The sequence below is a fragment of the Bacillus sp. AFS002410 genome, assembly GCF_002556365.1.
Taxonomy (GTDB): domain Bacteria; phylum Bacillota; class Bacilli; order Bacillales; family Bacillaceae_G; genus Gottfriedia.
In genome coordinates, this window is record NZ_NUEU01000002.1 from 239,703 (window position 1) to 257,662 (window position 17,960).

Below are 17,960 nucleotides of genomic sequence, written 5' to 3' on the forward strand. Positions count from 1 at the left end.
CCGTCTTCCCCCTAAATGAATTTCATCCGTTTTATTTCTGGAGCACTCTATTCTTTGTAAGAATGCCCCACTTAATTGTCATTTATGAAGCTAAGCTATTATCGTTTTGATCTTTTTCAATTTTACGATCGCCACCAATATTTTCTGGTAGTACTAAATTTAGGACTACTCCGATTAGAGCTGATAATGCCATTCCTTCTAGTGCGAATGTCTTACCAATGTGTATTGCTGCTCCACCAATTCCTAGTACTAAGATTACTGAAGCGATGATTAAGTTACGTTGTTTCGAGAAATCTGTTTTGTTTTCTACAAGTACTCGTAATCCGCTTGAAGCGATGATTCCGAAAAGTAGGATTGAGATACCACCCATTACAGGTGTTGGTATTGAGCTAATCACTGCTGATATTTTTCCGATGAATCCGAATACCATGGCGAAGGTTGCAGCACCTATGAACAGGTATACGCTGTATGCTCTTGTAATTGCTAGAACTCCGATGTTTTCACCGTAAGTTGTTGTTGTAGGTCCACCGATTAGACCTGCAATCATTGTTGAAACTGCATCCCCGAATAATGACTTATCTAATCCAGGATCTTTAATTAAATCTTTATTTACAACACTTCCAAGTACTACTTGGTGTCCTATATGTTCTGAGATTGTCACGATTGCTACTGGTACAAAGATCATTAGTAACTGGAATGTGACATGTGGTGTGTAGTTAACAAACGGTACCGAGAAATCGGGTACTGCTATCCAGTGTGCTTTTTCAATTCCTGTGAAATCTACTACTCCAAAGAAGATTGAAGTAATATATCCACCGATAATTCCTACTAGTATTGGTATGACTGATAAGAAACCCCTTGTGAATAATGCTGTTATGATTGTGATTGCTAGTGTTATTAATGCGATTGAGATTGATGTTGAGCTGTATTTATGATTTGCTCCGTTCATTGCCATTCCAACTGCTACCGATGATAAGCTTAAACCGATTACGATGATTACCGGTCCAACAACGATTGGTGGTAATACTCTGAACAACCATTTCACGCCTACTTTGTTTATGATCAGTGCGATGACTGCGTAAATAATACCTGTAATGAAAACTCCTACGAACGCTGCACCAGGTTCTAAATTTGTTTTCGCATAAATCATTGGAGCTATGAAAGCGAATGATGACCCTAGGTATGATGGCACTTTTCCTCTAGTGATTAGGACGAATACGATTGTTCCAATTCCACTTGATATTAGTGCGATTGAAGGATTAATTCCGATTAAGATTGGCGCTAACACTGTAGAACCAAACATTGCGAATAAATGTTGTAAGCTCAGGAAAAACCATTGACCTAAATTCGGTTTTTCATTTATCTCAAGTACAGGTTTTTGTTTTATCATGTTGATTCCTCCATTTTTCCCAATAAAAAAACTCTTTGTGATTATACACAAAGAGTCCAATACGTTGCTTAGAAGGCAGCAACTAACTAGACCCTTTGTTAGCCTCTCTGGACCAAATTTAAAAGGGACTTTTATTTTTCAAATATACTTACTTTATCGTGGTCATCTGTTTCCTTTAAAGCTACGACTACTTTTTCATTACTCGATGTTGGAATATTTTTACCAACATAGTCAGCTCTTACTGGAAGTTCACGGTGTCCTCGATCTACTAATACTGCTAATTGAATTTGTGCCGGTCTACCTAGGTCCATAACAGCGTCCATTGCGGCACGAACTGTTCTACCAGTGTAAAGCACATCATCAACTAAAATTACTTTTTTGTTTGTTAGGTCAACAGGAACATTTGAACCCCTCACTAATGGTTCTTTGTTTTCTGTCTTTGTTGATAAATCGTCTCGATAAAGTGTAATATCTAAATCACCCATGATTACATCTTTACCTTCAATTTGTTTAATTCGATCTGCAATTCGTTTTGCTAAATAAACACCTCTTGTTTTAATTCCTACTAAAACAATGTTTTCAATGCCTTTGTTATTCTCTAGCATTTCATGTGCAATTCTTGTTAGACCACGTCTAATTGCAAGTTCGTCTAAGATGATTGCTTTTTCAGTCATTTACCTTACCTCCTACTTTTAATTTGTAGAAGCAAAAAACCCTCTTGCCCGATGGACAAGAGGGTAGCGTAAAAGGATACAATTATCCCTTTTCATTTTTTCCGCTTCCTTCTCAACCTCACGGGGTTGTGTTAAAGGTTCATTCAACTGTCCTCATTATGACCTATGCCACAATGATTGTCAACAGTTATCTACGTAAATGTTCAATAATATTTTCTAGTACTTTTGGAATAGGTGATGAGAACTCTAAATACTCATTTGTTCTAGGATGTTTAAATCCTAACACAGCTGCATGTAGAGCTTGACCATCAATATCTAATGTTTTACGTGGACCATATTTAGGATCACCAGCTAATGGGAATCCAATGTATTTCATATGAACGCGAATTTGATGCGTACGACCTGTTTCAAGCTGACATTCTACTAATGTAAACTCTTCAAAGTGCTCTAAAACTCTAAAATGAGTAACTGCTTCTTTACTATTTTCATCAGTAACTGTCATACTTTGACGATCACTCTTATCTCGTCCAATTGGTGCATCAATTGTGCCTTCCTCATGAGGAATAACGCCATGTACAATTGCAATATATTTACGTACAGTCGTTTTTTCACGTAATTGCTCTGCAAGCTTTTCGTGAGCTACATCATTTTTGGCAACCATTAATAATCCTGAAGTATCTTTATCAATTCGATGAACAATACCAGGTCTTAATATACCGTTAATACCAGACAAATCTTTACAATGATACATTAGCGCATTAACTAAAGTACCCGTTTCATGACCTAATGCAGGATGCACAACCATACCACGTGGTTTATTTACAACGATTACATCAGAATCTTCGTAATAAATTTCCAGTGGGATATCTTCAGCTATCACTTCTAATGGCTTCGGATCAGGTACTGAAACTGATATTTCATCGCCTTGTTTTACTTTATAATTACGTTTAATTTTATCACCGTTCACTAATACAAAATCTTCTTTTAACCATATTTGAACCTGCGATCTTGACCACTCATCATTTTTGGCCGCAATAAATGTATCGATTCTTTCTAAATGTTGATCCTCTTGAACTGTAAAAGCAAAAACTGTCATTTCTTAACTCCTCTTTTATCTTCCAATAAAGTAATAATAAATAATAAAATAACTCCTACACAAAGAGCTGAATCTGCGATATTAAATACTGGGAAATCATAATTGAAAATATAAACATGAATAAAATCAACTACTTCTTTTCTAAAGAAACGATCAATGAAATTACCGATTGCTCCTCCTAATACCAATCCTAACGATAGACCTAGGAAACGATGTCCCTTTGCGTGCTTTTGAATAAAATAAATCACCGCTACTACAAAGACTAATGTGATTAAATAAAAGAATCCCATTTTACCTTGGAGCATTCCCCATGCCGCCCCACGATTGCGATGTGAAGTTATGTAAAAGAAATTTTTAATAATTTCAATATTTTCTCCATAATACATCTTCTTTAAAACCGCAAGTTTTGTCAGCTGATCAATTAAAATGACAATGAATGCAATAATATATGCCATATTTATCCCCTACCTTATTAGATATCTCATAAAATTTTAGCATAGGGGAAACTTTTATACAATGAATAGTATTAGTAATGATTTCTCACAAAACTAAAATCCTCCATGGTTCGACCTGTTGGTAGGATTTTTAACTTATCAATTGGAATAGATTGCCCAGTTACTTCACAATAACCATACAATCCATTATCAATTTTTTGTAAAGCAATCTCAATATCATATAAGTCATTTTGCATATCTTCAACTAGCATAAGATGCTTATTTGTCTCTTCATAAATAGAATGGTGATACTCAATCACCGAAGAGCTTATTGGTTCAGAAAATAAACGATGCAGCAATTCATTTTTAATTACTTCGAGCTCTTGTTTAATATAGAAAATTTCATTGCTCCTCATCTTCTTCACTCCCAATTATTAATGTACCAATACTTTTCCCTCAAATCGAAATCGATAATAGGTGAAACTTTTTCCTGTAAAGGAAATTGAAAAAGATATTTCCATTAATAAATGAAATGTTAGTAAGATTTTCTTTTAAATTAAAAGCTCAATCATAAGGGAGTATTGTTTCTTACTTCTTTAGAAACTTAATTAGAATGAAGGATGAATTTGACAAAGAATATTTTTCGTTCTATGAACAAAGATAAAACTAATTGTGTTGATATTAATGTTTAGGAGAATTTAAATTGAAAGGTAAACGTAGACTATTCATTTTATTTACTTTCATATTTGTTATTTTCTGCATTAGCGAGGTATACCCATACCATAAAAGAGCTTATTCATATACGATAAAACAAAAAACCGAAACTCTTGAACAAAACAATAAACATACAAATCCATATGATTGGGTAGAAGGTAACAAATTCATAGCACATGGGTTAGGTGGTTTAGAAGGAACTAAACGAGTTACAAATAGTAAAGAAGCTTTAGAAAACAGTTACAAAAATGGTTATCGAATTGTAGAAGTAGATTTTGTTATTACAACTGACGGTCAATTAGTAGCAAGGCACGATTGGAAAGAATATATGTTTGCATTTTTAGGTCAACATGTCACAACTGATAAACTTGGTAAACCATTAAATTTGAATGAATTTAAATCCCTAAAGATTCATAAAAAATATCATCCACTTACACTTGAAGAAATAGTAAGATTAATGAAAATCTACCCCGATCTTTATCTTGTAACTGATACAAAAAGTAATTCGAAAGATGAAGTCATAAAGGTTTTTTCTAATATCGTAAGTACAGTTAATCAAATCGAACCTTCTGTTTTAGAACGTATCATTCCTCAATTATATACAATTGAAATGTATGACTTTATTAATAATATTTATCCATTTAAAAGTTATATTTTGACGCTTTATCAAGGTAATATTACAAATGATGAAGCAATTGAATTCGTTAAAGACAAAGGAATAAAGGTTGTCACAATGCCTGAGACTTTGGTAAATAAAGAATTTATTAGTCGTTTAAGACAAAATAATGTTAATGTTTATGTAAATACAATAAATGATAAATTTATTTATCATCACTATCAAATAATCGGAGTTCATGGGGTCTATTCTGATTATCTAATTCCGAATGAATATAGGACTGATTTTCTTTTTCCTCACGAATTCGAAACTAAAATAAATCCATAAGGCTAATAGATAGTCGAGATGATAAAATACACTTTTACAAATCCCTACGATAAAAAGAAAACCCACACAGGAATTAAATCCTAGTGTGGGTTTTCTTTTCTAACTAACTCTTCCTACCAACAAATCAGTCTGTAAATTGTTGTGTCCAATAAGTTCCTACTTTACCTACACCAAGTTGTTTAAAGTTAGCACTCATAATATTCGCTCTATGTCCTGGTGAGTTCATCCAATCAGTCATAACTTCTTTTGCTGTCGTTTGACCTTGTGCAATGTTTTCACCTTTATAGCCACCTTTAAAATCTAAAGTGGAATGATACATACTGTGTGCATTACTCATCGTTTGAGACCAGTTTTGTGCTGTCCCGTTTAAATAGCTCGATAGTGTTAGTGGCTTTAATCCGCCTTTACCACGCTCGATATTTACTAAATCTAAAATTTGTTGTTCGATCGAGGCATTCGTACTTGGTGGTGTGTTTGGTTTAGATGACGTTGTTGAGTTAAGAGGTGTAGTTGATGTTGATTTTACTGGTGGAACATATTTTACGTATTTTTTAAGGATGTATCTTGTTTTACCTTTGTAATTAACTTTTACATAAGTGCTATTGTAGCCTGAATAGTTTATTTTTTGATTTTTAGCAAGGTATCCAACTGTTTTTGAACTATTTGATGGTCTTTCTTTTACTGACAATTTTGTAGCTGTAACTGCTCCTGAAGTTGCACCTGCATTTGTCGCTCCTATTCCAATAACCATTGGTAATGCTACTGCGATTCCTAAAACTGTTTGAGTTACCTTTTTGAATGTATTTTTCAAATTGTTTTCCCCCAATTCGTTTTTTGTGTGCCGCTTACAAAACCAATAATACATCAATACATACATACACAATAAATATTTTAAAAAGGAAGATTTTACTATCAATCTTCCTTTTTCTTTTCTAATTTCACAAAATTACTTGAATTTCACTTTTGTTATTCATCAGTCCGTAAATTGTTGTGTCCAATATGTTCCTACTTTACCTACCCCAAGTTGTTTAAAGTTAGCGCTCATAATATTCGCTCTATGTCCTGGTGAGTTGATCCAATCAGTCATAACTTCTTTTGCTGCCGTTTGCCCTTGTGCAATATTTTCCCCTTTATAGCCACCTTTAAAGTCTAAAGTGGAATGATACATACTGTGTGCATTACTCATCGTTTGTGACCAGTTTTGTGCTGTCCCGTTTAAATAGCTCGATAGTGTTAGTGGCTTTAATCCGCCTTTACCACGCTCGATATTTACTAAATCTAAAATTTGTTGTTCGATCGAGGCATTTGTACTTGGCGGTGTGCTCGGTTTAGATGACGTTGTTGAGTTAGGAGGTGTAGTTGATTTTACTGGTGGAACATATTTTACGTATTTTTTAAGAATATATCTTGTTTTCCCTTTATAATTAACTTTTACATAAGTGCTATTGTAGCCTGAGTAGTTAATTTTTTGATTTTTAGCAAGGTATCCAACTGTTTTTGAACTATTCGATGGTCTTTCTTTTACTGACAATTTTGTAGCTGTAACTGCTCCTGAAGTTGCACCTGCATTTGTCGCTCCTATTCCAATAACCATTGGTAATGCTACCGCGATTCCTAAAACTGTTTGAGTTACCTTTTTGAATGTATTTTTCAAATTGTTTCCCCCAATTCTTTTTTTGTGTGCCGCTTACAAAACTAATAATACAACAACACATACATACATACAATGCAAAAAATAAAAAAGGAAGATTTTACTATCGATCATCCTTTTCTTCATCTAATTCTTTTTTAAATTCTTCTTTCAATATTTCTTTTACATCATCTCTTTTGACGATTTCTTTTATAAATTCTCTTATTCCTTGTTTATTAAATTCCTCAAGCATTTGATTTCGAATACCATCAATATCAACGGTCTTGTCAATTTCTTTTTTAAGGATCCCTTTAATATCCGGTTCCTTTATACCTAAAAGGAAATATGAACGTTTAATACTTTGTTGAATACTTGATCGACTTTTATGCTCTAGGTCTGCTATTTCTTGATAGCTATATCCTTTTTCTCTTAATTCAATTCTTTTTTTCATTAAATCAGTTAATTTATCCCAATTCGGATTATTTTTATAATTCATAATATATCCCTCATTTGATTTTTTCAACTAACTATACATACAATACACTAATACACCCACATTTACAAATTTGTAAAACATTATTTATGGTTGAGGTAATCGACAAATAGATAAAAAGAGCCGAAAAAATTCGACTCTTTCATTAAGTGCCTCAGGCAACTCTTCTTTTTACATATCTTTTACAACACTTGCACAACGTAAGCATAATGTAGGATGAGCTTCATCTTTTCCTACTTCTTCAGTTACAACCCAACAACGTTCACATGTTTCACCACTAGCAGGTGTTACTACAATACTTAATGTATCGAATTTTTGTGCTGATTCAGGTGCTTGTTCGTTTTGATCTGCAACTTCTACATGAGAAACGATTAATAATTGTTTGAAGTCTTCATGAATTGAATTTAATAGCTCAGCTACTTCTGCATTTGGATAAATTGTTACTGCAGCAGTTAACGATTTACCGATTACTTTTTCGTTACGAGCTACTTCTAGTGCTTTTAATACATCATCACGTAAATCCATGAATTTTTCCCACTTAGCTTCTAAGCTTTGAGTGTCTCCAAAATCTTTAACATTTGGCATTTCAGTTAAGAAAATACTATCAACTGTTGTACCTGCCATATGAGACCAAACTTCTTCTGCTGTATGAGGTAAAATTGGTGCCACTAAACGAGTTAGTGCTTGTAATGACTCATGTAACACTGTTTGAATTGCTAAACGATCTTTATTTGATTTTGGCTCAATATATAAAACATCTTTCGATAGATCAAAATAGAATGAGCTTAAATCTGTCGTACAGAAGTTTTGAATTGTATGATAAACGTTAGCGAATTCGTATTTCTCATATGATTCACGAACAGTTTTAACTACATTGTTTAATTTAACTAACATATATTGATCTAATTCACGTAGTTCTTCATATTTTAAAGCATCTTGGTCTGCGTTAAATCCATCTAAGTTTCCTAATAAGAAACGGAAAGTATTACGGATTTTACGGTATACTTCAGCTACTTGCTTCATTAATGCATCTGAAACTCGTACATCTGATTGATAGTCTACAGAAGCTACCCATAGACGTAAAATATCTGAACCATATTGATTCATAATTTTTGATGGTAAAACGATGTTACCGATTGATTTACTCATTTTACGACCTTCACCGTCTAAAACGAAACCATGGCTTACTACAGCTTTATAAGGTGCTTGACCTGTTACAGCAACACTAGTACTTAAAGATGAGTTAAACCAACCACGGTATTGGTCAGATCCCTCTAAGTAAATATCTGCTGGGAAAGATAATTCTTCACGAGTATTTAGGACAGCTTGATGTGACGAACCACTATCGAACCATACATCCATGATATCTTTTTCTTTAGTAAATTTACCATTCGGTGAACCAGGATGTGTAAAGCCTTCTGGCAATAATTCTTTCGCTTCTTTTTCAAACCAAATATTTGAGCCATTCTCTTTAAATATGTTCGAAACGTGTTCAATTGTTTCTTCAGTAATAATTGCTTCTCCATCTTCAGCATAAAATACTGGAATTGGTACTCCCCATACACGTTGACGTGAAATACACCAATCTCCACGATCACGAACCATGTTGAATAGACGAGTTTCCCCCCAATTTGGGAACCATTTAGTATCTTGAACAGCTTGCATTAATTGATCACGAATTGCTTCAATTGATGCAAACCATTGTGCAGTTGCACGGAAAATGATTGGTTTTTTCGTTCTCCAGTCATGTGGATATGAGTGTGTGATAAATTGTAATTTTAATAAAGCGCCTTTTTCTTCTAATGCATTTGTAATTTCTTTATTTGCTGCATCATAGAATAAACCTTCAAAGCCAGGAGCTTCTTTAGTTAGAACACCTTTTTCATCTACTGGACAAAGTACATCTAGACCATATTGCTGTCCAACACGGAAGTCATCTTCACCATGACCAGGAGCTGTATGAACACAACCCGTTCCAGCGTCAGTTGTTACATGATCCCCTAAAATTACGACTGAATTACGATCATATAAAGGATGTTTACATACGATGCCTTCTAGCTCAGAACCTTTGAATGACTTTTCAACTACCGCATCTTCCCATCCTAATTCTGTTGCTACAGATTCTCTTAATTCACTAGCAACGACAAATTTATCACCGTTTACAGCAACTACATCATAGCTTAATTCAGGGTGTAAACATACAGCTAAGTTAGCTGGAATTGTCCAAGGTGTTGTTGTCCAAATAATGAACTTCTCTCCACCATTTAAAACATCTTTACCATTTTCAACAGCAAATGCAACATAGATTGATGCAGAGCGTTTATCTTGGTATTCGATTTCTGCTTCTGCTAATGCTGACTCACTAGAAGGAGACCAATATACCGGTTTTAGACCTTTGTAGATTAATCCCTTAGTAGCCATTTTACCAAATACTTTAATTTGTTCAGCTTCATATTCTTTTTCAAGAGTAATATATGGGCGGTCCCAATCTCCTAAAATCCCTAAACGTTTGAATTGCTCTTTTTGGCGTTCTACTTGCTCGTAAGCATATTCCTCACAAAGTTTACGGAATTCTGCTACTGACATTTCTTTACGATTTACTTTTTTATTTGCTAAAGCTTGTTCAATTGGTAAACCATGTGTATCCCAACCTGGAACATAAGGAGAACGATATCCATTCATATTATAAAAACGAACAATGAAATCCTTTAGAACTTTATTAAGTGCATGTCCCATATGAAGATCACCATTTGCATAAGGCGGTCCGTCATGTAAAATAAATGAAGGCTTTCCTTCGTTATGCTTTTGTACAGTTGCATAAAGATCTTTCTTGTTCCATTCGTCTTGAATTTGAGGCTCACGTTGAGGTAAATTTCCTCTCATTGGAAATTCAGTTTTTGGCATAAGTAACGTATCTTTGTATTCCATTTGCTTTCCTCCATTATTAACTATTTCAAAGTTGTATCTAAAAGCTAGTTTATTAATATATTTCCTAATAGGTTTTACTAGCTTGTTTAGCATTTTAAATTCCACATTAACGCATTGTATCCATCTTACCCGCCTTTTATTAGTGGAATCATCTATTTATGAAAGCTTCAAATGTATTAATTTAAAGCTTTCGTTTCAATTTGATGGATTTTAAATATGTAAAATAAATCGTTGATGAATACAAAAAAACCTTTCGCATCCCAAAAAAGGGACGAGAAAGGTTTCCCGTGGTACCACCCTAATTGACAATAAAAAATTATTCTTTATTGTCCTCTTAGCATCCGTAACGTGAATGACACGTCTTTTCTTACTTAAGTTCAGAAAAGCACTCTAGGGTGATTTTCCTCCTAAATTCTAGATCAAGCTTACACTGTCCTTGACTCGCTAACTAGTTTTATAGAAGTACTCTTCCCTATCACCGATTTACAATTAATATCTAATAAATTATATGTAAAACTTTAGAAATCGTCAAGGCTTATGAGACTAGTTTGCAATTTCTTCTGTTTCTTTTTCATCTAAAATATGATCCCAATCTTCATGACCTAACATTTCTAATTGAGTTTCAATTGCCATTCTTAAACGTGTTCGGAAAACTTTCGATTGTTTTTTAAGTTCTTCAAACTCCATTGTGACTTTTCTAGATTTAATTAAAGCTTCATTGATAATACGATCAGCATTCTTTTCTGCTTCTTTAATAATCAATTTAGCTTCTTTCTGAGCACTACCTTTAACATCTTCAGCAGCTTCTTGGGCAATCAAAATCGACTTATTTAAAGTTTCTTCTATCGTAGAAAAATGCTTTAATCTTTCTTTCATATCAAGAATTTGTTCATCTAACTGTTTCTTCTCACGAATAACTAATTCATAATCTTTAATAACTTGATCTAAAAACTCATTCACTTCGTCTTCGTCATAACCACGAAAACTTTTGCCAAATTCTTTATTATGAATATCAAGTGGTGTTAAAGGCAATTAAGCCACCTCCATGTAAGTTCTTTATTAATAGGTTATAATAAATTTTCGACAGTTTCTACGTTTTTCCTTCTACAATTTCTGAGCTATTTTTTAACCCCGTAGTTTATCCGCCATTTTTCCTTTTTTGACAAGCCGTCAATTGATTGTAACATGCCTCTTCCAAAGCCTTTAACTGAAAACAAATCTCCTTCTTCACATATGAATGATGTAGAATCAATGATTCGCTGATTTACTTTTACATGCCCAGCTTTTATAAGCATTTGAGCTTTTTGCCTTGATATATTATAAAACTCACTTAATAAAACATCTAATCGTAATGACGATACAGTTCCATTACTAGTTTGCCAATTATCATCTGATTCAATCAGCTCTTTAAATGAAATTCCCATTAATTTAATCGGCGACTTTCCTACAGAATTAAAGTTATTTTCTACAAAACTTGCAATTTCTTCCGCAACTATTAATTGGATTTTATCATTTTTTATTAAAATATCACCAAATTTCCCTCTAGTTATCCCTAATGACATTAATGTACCTAGTACTTGTCGATGGGATAATGTATGAAATTTAGTTGCATAATTTAACTCAAATGCTTCTAAAGAATAATCTTCTTCTTCTGGCGTGTAGTAGCTTGGGTAAATAATTGCACGTTTTCGTTCACTATCTAAACGTCCACCATAAAATGCGACATGACAATCTGCTTGGTTTCCAATAACTGATTGCAAAATCGCTTGTTCCCTTAAATCGAGAAAATCGGTTAACTTTATTGAATAGCGTTCGATTACTTGTTCTTTCCAACTTAGCACTTGGTCTACGAAAACATGTTCTTCTTTGCGATAGTGATCATAAATACTCATAAATGTGATCCTCTTTTTCATTAAACTGTCATTATTAATAAAAAAAGAGAACCTGTTAGATTCTCTTTTTAGAAGAATGCTTGAATTTGTCTTATTCCGTCAATGGCAAAATTAAGCGCTATAAATGCCACAATTGGAGAAAAATCAAACATTCCAATTGTAGGTATTATTCGACGGAATGGCTCTAAATAAGGTTCTGCTAACATTCCGATAAATCTTCCAAAACCAGTTTGTCTAATTTGAGGAAACCATGAAAGTAGAATATGAATTATGATAATAATTCTATATAGCCCAATTAACTGTATTACTATATTTAATACAAAGTCCATTTAATTACCACCTTTTAATGGAATTGTCTTCCTCAAATAACATATCTGTAATTGTTCCAGAGATATCAATATTATCAGGTGTACAAATAAATGTATTCGTTCCTATTTTTTTAATATCTCCGCTGATCGCATAAACTGTACCACTTAAGAAATCAACAAAGCGTTTAGCTTGATCGATTTGCATTTGTTGTAAATTTATTACAACAGCTTTTTTAGCTCTCAAATGATCTGCAACATCTTGTGCTTCTGCATATTCACGAGGTTGCGCTAATACAACTTTTGACGTCAATGAAGCTCCTCCTGGTAAACTTACTAATTTTTGCTTTGATGCATTTCGATCATGATTAAAGTCCTCACGCGCATGTTTAGACGTTTGTTGTTGGTTTTGCTGCTGTTGTTGGTTTTGCTGCTGCTGTTGTTGTTGCTGTTCTTCGTATTCATAATCATAATCATCTTCATATTCTTCTTCCATTGCAAAAAAGTTTTTTACTTTTCCAATAATACTCATCTCTTTATCTTCCCTTTCCTACTAAATCAGTACCAATTCTTATGAATGTAGCACCTTCTTCGATTGCTATTTCAAAATCATTAGACATACCCATTGATAATTCAGAACATGGAATATTAGTAATATGTAAATTTTGTACTTTTTCCTGTAATTGCTTTAATCCTTTGAAACTACTTCTTATGATACCTTCATCCTCAGTGAATGGTGCCATTGTCATTAGCCCTACAACTTGGATTTTATCAAATTCAGAGAGTTGCCTAGCAAAATCAATCACATCACCTGGCGCAATACCATGCTTTGATTCTTCTCCTGATACATTTACCTGTAAAAAGCATTTTAATGGTACAGTTGCTCTTTTTTGAATCTCTTCTGCTAAAGATAAACGATCTAAGGAATGTAAGTAATCGATAGTATGTATGATATCTTTTACTTTTCTTGTTTGAAGAGAACCTATAAAGTGCCAAACAACGTCATTTTGGATTTGATCCTGTTTATCTTGCAGACCTTCAAAACGGTTTTCTCCTAATTGATGAATCCCTGCAGCGATTGCTTCCTTAGCTACATCTGCACTCACTTGTTTCGTCACTGCAATTAGCGTGACTTCATCGTTTCGATTAGCTCTAGCCTTAGCTGCATTTATTTGTTCGCTAATGCGTTCATAATTTTGTTTGACTGTCATGATGTTATTTCCTCCAACCAATATAACTCATCATTCTTCCAGTTTTCCCACCATCTCTACGATGTGAAAAAAAAGTGTCCGGGTTACAGCTTGTACAATAATTCGTCATACTAATATTCTCTTCACTAATGCCCGATTTAATGAGTAATTGTTTGTTTGCTTCTTTTAAATTCAATTTAAATTTCCCGTTATGTAAAGTGGTTAAAATATTACCTGGTATATTTTGTTCAAAAGCATCATTAACTTTATTCATTACAAAATCATCCACTTCATAACAACAATCACCTATTGATGGACCTATTGCAACATGGATATTTTTTAGTTGTATGTTTTCTTCAGTGATCCATTTTTCAATTAAACGACCGCCAATATTTTGCACTGTGCCTTTCCATCCTGCATGTGCTAAACCAATAAATTTACTTGTTGGATCAAGAAAATATAATGGTACACAATCTGCATAGCAAGAAGTCAATAGTATATCTTCTTCGTTAGTATAAAAACCATCAGTCGTTGGTATGCCGCTTTCGTAATCAGTAACGCCTTTACCACAATCGTTTTTTGTTACTTTTACAACGTTGTTCCCATGGACTTGTTCCGAACAAACCCATTTCGTCGTTGAAAGTTTAAGTTTTTGCGCAAGGATTTCTCTATTTTCAACTACTACATCCTTTACGTCATTTACATGTAACCCAAGATTAAAAGAAGAGAAACAACCTTGGCTAACTCCATCATTTTTTGTTGTAAACCCTGCAACTAAATGTTTATATGAGTCTTCCCAAGGTTGAATCTTAAAAGTACCTTCAGTTGATTGAATAAAACTCTCTCTCATATTATTAAGACCTCACAAAACTATTTTAGTAAATATATATGTAAACCACTTAATGGTTTCCTATATTTTACCATAGATTTCACAATTTTGATTGTTTTTGAGAAAACACGCTTATTTTTTTATGTGAATTTTACCGGACTTTCTAGATTTTCTTCTAAATCTACAGTTGAACGGTATTTTACTAGAATGACATCTTCGCCAATCTTTACAATATCTTTCCAATAAATGATCATTTCTTCTTCTTTACTAAAAAAATTCAAACCTTTTCCCGGCTTTGTTAAAACAATCGAAGTAATTTTTCCATTCACCTGATCGATATCTAAATCAACAATATTACCTAGTTTCTTTCCATCAGCAACATTCACTACATCCTTAACTTGAAAATCTGAAATTCTGGCCATTTTACTTCACCATCCTTTTTATAAATATATGAGGTAAAGGCCAAACATCATGATAAATTTAAAATAAAAATGTGTTAGACAATGTTGTTTTTAGGCTCATTCATTGTCTAACACATTAATATCTTAAAATCAGTCTTCCAGCTTAACTAATTATTTAGTTATTGGATTATTGAGATTTTATTATTGATTGGAATAGTATTTCATTAAGTATTATTGCTAATTTTTTCTAAGAAAAAGATGTATTTACGATGTCTAGCTACGGCTCCTAGCCCCTCGTGGTCATTAGTCGAAGCCCGATGAAAGTAAAAGGCAACTTTCCTCGGTCTTTGACTTATGCTTTTCGGGGCTGAACAGTCGCCTCCGCTTTTCGTTATCCTTGAATATTTTTATTCATTTGTTTTATCGCTGATTTTTCCAGTCTTGAAACTTGTGCTTGTGAGATTCCTATTTCTTCTGCGACTTCCATTTGTGTTTTTCCTTGGAAAAATCTTTTACTAATAATCATTTTTTCGCGATCGTTTAATCGCTTCATTCCTTCACGTAGTGCTAGTTCTTCAACCCATTGCTCGTCCTTATTTTTATCATCACTTAGCTGATCCATTACAAAAATAGGATCTCCGCCATCATTATATATAGGTTCAAATAACGAAACTGGATCTTGAATTGCATCTAGTGCGAATACGATTTCTTCATGTGTTACGCCTAATACTTCTGCAATTTGAACAGGAGTTGGTTCTTTTGAATTCTCTGCTAATAAACGTTCTCTTACTTGTAATGCTTTATAAGCAATGTCTCTTAATGACCTAGACACTCTTATTGGGTTATTATCCCTTAAATATCTTCTAATTTCACCAATAATCATCGGTACAGCATACGTCGAAAATTTTACATTTTGGCTTAAATCAAAATTATCAATAGACTTCATAAGGCCAATACAACCTACTTGAAATAAGTCATCCACAAATTCTCCGCGATTATTAAAACGCTGAATTACACTGAGTACCAGTCGTAAGTTTCCATTTACGATCGTTTCTCTTGCGCTTCTGTCACCGCTTTGCATTGCATGAAATAACTTACGCATCTCATCATTCTTTAAAACTGGAAGCTTTGATGTATCTACACCGCAAATTTCTACTTTGTTTCGTGTCATGATGTTCCCTCCTACTTGGAGTTGCTGTACTATAGGTAAGTATCTCCTTCGGTGGAAAATTTATGCACGAAAAAAAATATACAAAAATAATAAATTTTTGTTTAAAATGATTATTATTAATCGTCACGATCATCGCTAAAAAACCGATTAGAATGAGTATAGACTCATTCTAATCGGTTTTTACTTTAAACCATTTTATTAAACTCTTTTCGAAGTCTTTTAATGATTCGTTTTTCTAATCTGGAAATATAAGACTGCGATATCCCAAGCATATCAGCTACATCTTTTTGTGTTTTTTCTTCGGTTCCATCCAGTCCAAATCGTAATTCCATTATTTGTTTTTCGCGATCATTTAATTGATCTAATGCCTTTGTTAATAATGACTTATCAACATTCGCTTCTAAATCCTTCGTAATTATATCGTCTTCAGTCCCTAATACGTCTGAAAGTAATAATTCATTTCCATCCCAATCGATGTTTAATGGTTCATCAAACGATACTTCAGAACGATTTTTATTGTTTCGGCGTAAATGCATCAATATTTCGTTTTCGATACATCTTGAAGCATATGTTGCTAATTTAATTTTCTTTTCTGGATTAAAAGTATTTACGGCTTTTATAAGTCCAATTGTACCAATACTAATGAGGTCTTCGATATTAATGCCAGTATTTTCAAATTTTCTTGCGATATAAACAACTAATCTTAAATTTCTTTCAATTAATAGTGATCTTGCGCCTAAATCTCCATTTGGAAGTTTCTGCAATAGTTTTTCTTCTTCTTCTCTTGTCAATGGAGGTGGTAATGCTTCGCTTCCTCCAATATAGTAAACTTCATCTGCTTTCAAACCAAGTTTCACTAAGAGCTTATAAAGACCCAATTTAAGTTTTAAGAAAAATCGATTCATTTTCTACCTCCTATGCAATTTCATTAATTGTTCCTTGCATCATTTTTGGATGAAGGATACATTCATATAAATTGTCTGATGACAAAGTAACATGACTCAATCCAACTAAAACCGATCTTGTTGAATACCATTTCCCATTAATTTTCAATTTTACAACTGTAGGTTTAATAGCGATGAGGAATTGATTACTTTGACCGATACTTTTGTAAGGTATATAGGTTCCTTGAAAGAAACTTAAAACGTCTAGTGCTTCAGTATTATGTAATGAACTTGCAGAATCTCTTACTAATTTCACTAACTCTGTTGGTAGGCCATAATCATTTGTTGAACAATCTAAAATGATGACTGGTTTCCTTGATAGTGGTTCATGAAGTGAATTCCCACTATCCATTAATCCTCTTATTTTGATCGAAGTATTGCGCCATACAATTTCCATTTCATACATTTCATTCAATTTCCATTTTGTAAACGAAATTTGATTAATTGATTTCCTTGCGTAAAGTATTACGATTGGTAACATACCAATTACAAAATACCAACTTACTGGATCACCGTAAAAAGATGTTTTCGTTAAATTGGAAGAATTAGTTGCAAATAAATAATGCAGGCCTAGCAATACACCACCTAATACGAATGTAGAAAAATAGAAGATACTCAATAACTGTAAAAATGTAATAATTCGTTGACGCCCGAATGCAGAAAATACGATGAAAAATGATAATAATATTTTCATAAAGGGTGAACCTACTACATATGCATATTGAGTAAACGTCATTAAAACAACGATGGACCCGAGTAATGCCCCTAACAGTGAACGAAAAATAGATACATTTCTTTTTAGAATTAAGCCTGTCAACTGAATAATCAAGAAGTCCATTAACAAGTTTAATAACCAAACAAGATCACCATATATCACCAATTTTGTTCGCCATCCTCTATAGAATATTCATTATATGTAAGTATAG

The 17,960-nt window shown here is 33.2% G+C and carries 20 protein-coding genes and 1 other annotated feature; of the genes, 1 reads left to right on the top strand and 19 read right to left on the bottom strand.

Translation table 11 applies throughout. The features are described 5' to 3' along the window. Positions 1–82 precede the first annotated feature (82 nt). From CN692_RS03105 to CN692_RS03125, 5 genes are all read right to left on the bottom strand, one after another. Complete coding sequence (locus CN692_RS03105) at positions 83–1,387, bottom strand: solute carrier family 23 protein (protein ID WP_142317350.1); 1,305 nt, start codon at positions 1,385–1,387, stop codon at positions 83–85. A 134-nt stretch (positions 1,388–1,521) separates the two neighbouring features. Next, a complete protein-coding gene (pyrR, locus tag CN692_RS03110) occupies positions 1,522–2,064 on the bottom strand; it encodes a bifunctional pyr operon transcriptional regulator/uracil phosphoribosyltransferase PyrR (protein WP_098117599.1) in 543 nt (180 codons plus the stop codon). Positions 2,065–2,251: 187 nt separating this feature from the next. Continuing rightward, a complete protein-coding gene (locus CN692_RS03115; protein ID WP_098117601.1) occupies positions 2,252–3,160 on the bottom strand; it encodes an RluA family pseudouridine synthase in 909 nt (302 codons plus the stop codon). Continuing rightward, on the bottom strand, positions 3,157–3,615 hold the full coding sequence (gene lspA / locus CN692_RS03120) for a signal peptidase II (protein ID WP_098117603.1): 459 nt from the start codon (positions 3,613–3,615) through the stop codon (positions 3,157–3,159). Before lspA ends, CN692_RS03115 begins: the two co-directional genes overlap by 4 nt. Positions 3,616–3,686: 71 nt before the next feature. Beyond that, complete coding sequence (locus CN692_RS03125; protein WP_098117605.1) at positions 3,687–4,010, bottom strand: TraR/DksA family transcriptional regulator; 324 nt, start codon at positions 4,008–4,010, stop codon at positions 3,687–3,689. Between the two features lie 287 nt (positions 4,011–4,297). On the opposite strand from CN692_RS03125, the gene CN692_RS03130 reads away from it, so the two are divergent. Continuing rightward, complete coding sequence (locus tag CN692_RS03130) at positions 4,298–5,251, top strand: phosphatidylinositol-specific phospholipase C/glycerophosphodiester phosphodiesterase family protein (RefSeq protein ID WP_098117607.1); 954 nt, start codon at positions 4,298–4,300, stop codon at positions 5,249–5,251. Between the two features lie 124 nt (positions 5,252–5,375). On the opposite strand, the gene CN692_RS03135 is transcribed toward CN692_RS03130, so the two are convergent. The 14 genes from CN692_RS03135 to spoIIGA all read right to left on the bottom strand — a co-directional run bounded on the left by CN692_RS03135 (position 5,376) and on the right by spoIIGA (position 17,911). Further along, on the bottom strand, positions 5,376–6,062 hold the full coding sequence (locus tag CN692_RS03135) for a CAP domain-containing protein (protein WP_179874358.1): 687 nt from the start codon (positions 6,060–6,062) through the stop codon (positions 5,376–5,378). A gap of 162 nt (positions 6,063–6,224) precedes the next feature. Beyond that, positions 6,225–6,905 carry a CAP domain-containing protein gene (locus tag CN692_RS03140; RefSeq protein ID WP_098117611.1) on the bottom strand — a complete coding sequence of 227 codons (681 nt, stop codon included), beginning with the start codon at positions 6,903–6,905 and terminating at the stop codon, positions 6,225–6,227. A gap of 100 nt (positions 6,906–7,005) precedes the next feature. Next, complete coding sequence (locus CN692_RS03145) at positions 7,006–7,377, bottom strand: hypothetical protein (protein WP_098117614.1); 372 nt, start codon at positions 7,375–7,377, stop codon at positions 7,006–7,008. 168 nt (positions 7,378–7,545) lie between these two features. Further along, entirely contained in the window at positions 7,546–10,302 is a 2,757-nt protein-coding gene (ileS, locus tag CN692_RS03150; protein WP_098117616.1) for an isoleucine--tRNA ligase, read from the bottom strand. A gap of 264 nt (positions 10,303–10,566) precedes the next feature. Next, positions 10,567–10,790: a binding site (T-box leader), on the bottom strand. 55 nt (positions 10,791–10,845) lie between these two features. Continuing rightward, positions 10,846–11,334, bottom strand: coding sequence for a DivIVA domain-containing protein (locus tag CN692_RS03155; protein WP_098117618.1), 489 nt, complete (start codon positions 11,332–11,334; stop codon positions 10,846–10,848). Positions 11,335–11,420: 86 nt separating this feature from the next. Beyond that, a complete protein-coding gene (locus CN692_RS03160) occupies positions 11,421–12,194 on the bottom strand; it encodes a YlmH family RNA-binding protein (RefSeq protein WP_098117620.1) in 774 nt (257 codons plus the stop codon). A gap of 68 nt (positions 12,195–12,262) precedes the next feature. Next, positions 12,263–12,523, bottom strand: coding sequence for a YggT family protein (locus tag CN692_RS03165; RefSeq protein ID WP_098117622.1), 261 nt, complete (start codon positions 12,521–12,523; stop codon positions 12,263–12,265). Positions 12,524–12,527: 4 nt separating this feature from the next. Next, positions 12,528–13,031 carry a cell division protein SepF gene (locus CN692_RS03170; RefSeq protein ID WP_098117623.1) on the bottom strand — a complete coding sequence of 168 codons (504 nt, stop codon included), beginning with the start codon at positions 13,029–13,031 and terminating at the stop codon, positions 12,528–12,530. A gap of 4 nt (positions 13,032–13,035) precedes the next feature. After that, entirely contained in the window at positions 13,036–13,710 is a 675-nt protein-coding gene (locus CN692_RS03175) for a YggS family pyridoxal phosphate-dependent enzyme (protein ID WP_098117624.1), read from the bottom strand. Positions 13,711–13,714: 4 nt separating this feature from the next. Further along, a complete protein-coding gene (pgeF, locus tag CN692_RS03180) occupies positions 13,715–14,539 on the bottom strand; it encodes a peptidoglycan editing factor PgeF (protein ID WP_098117625.1) in 825 nt (274 codons plus the stop codon). A gap of 119 nt (positions 14,540–14,658) precedes the next feature. Then, entirely contained in the window at positions 14,659–14,940 is a 282-nt protein-coding gene (locus CN692_RS03185) for a YlmC/YmxH family sporulation protein (protein WP_098117626.1), read from the bottom strand. Between the two features lie 370 nt (positions 14,941–15,310). Then, positions 15,311–16,090, bottom strand: coding sequence for an RNA polymerase sporulation sigma factor SigG (gene sigG / locus CN692_RS03190; protein WP_056471070.1), 780 nt, complete (start codon positions 16,088–16,090; stop codon positions 15,311–15,313). A gap of 185 nt (positions 16,091–16,275) precedes the next feature. Further along, on the bottom strand, positions 16,276–16,995 hold the full coding sequence (sigE, locus tag CN692_RS03195; RefSeq protein WP_056471072.1) for an RNA polymerase sporulation sigma factor SigE: 720 nt from the start codon (positions 16,993–16,995) through the stop codon (positions 16,276–16,278). 10 nt (positions 16,996–17,005) lie between these two features. After that, positions 17,006–17,911, bottom strand: a complete 906-nt coding sequence (spoIIGA, locus tag CN692_RS03200; protein WP_257131712.1) for a sigma-E processing peptidase SpoIIGA — start codon at positions 17,909–17,911, stop codon at positions 17,006–17,008. Positions 17,912–17,960: the final 49 nt, after the last annotated feature.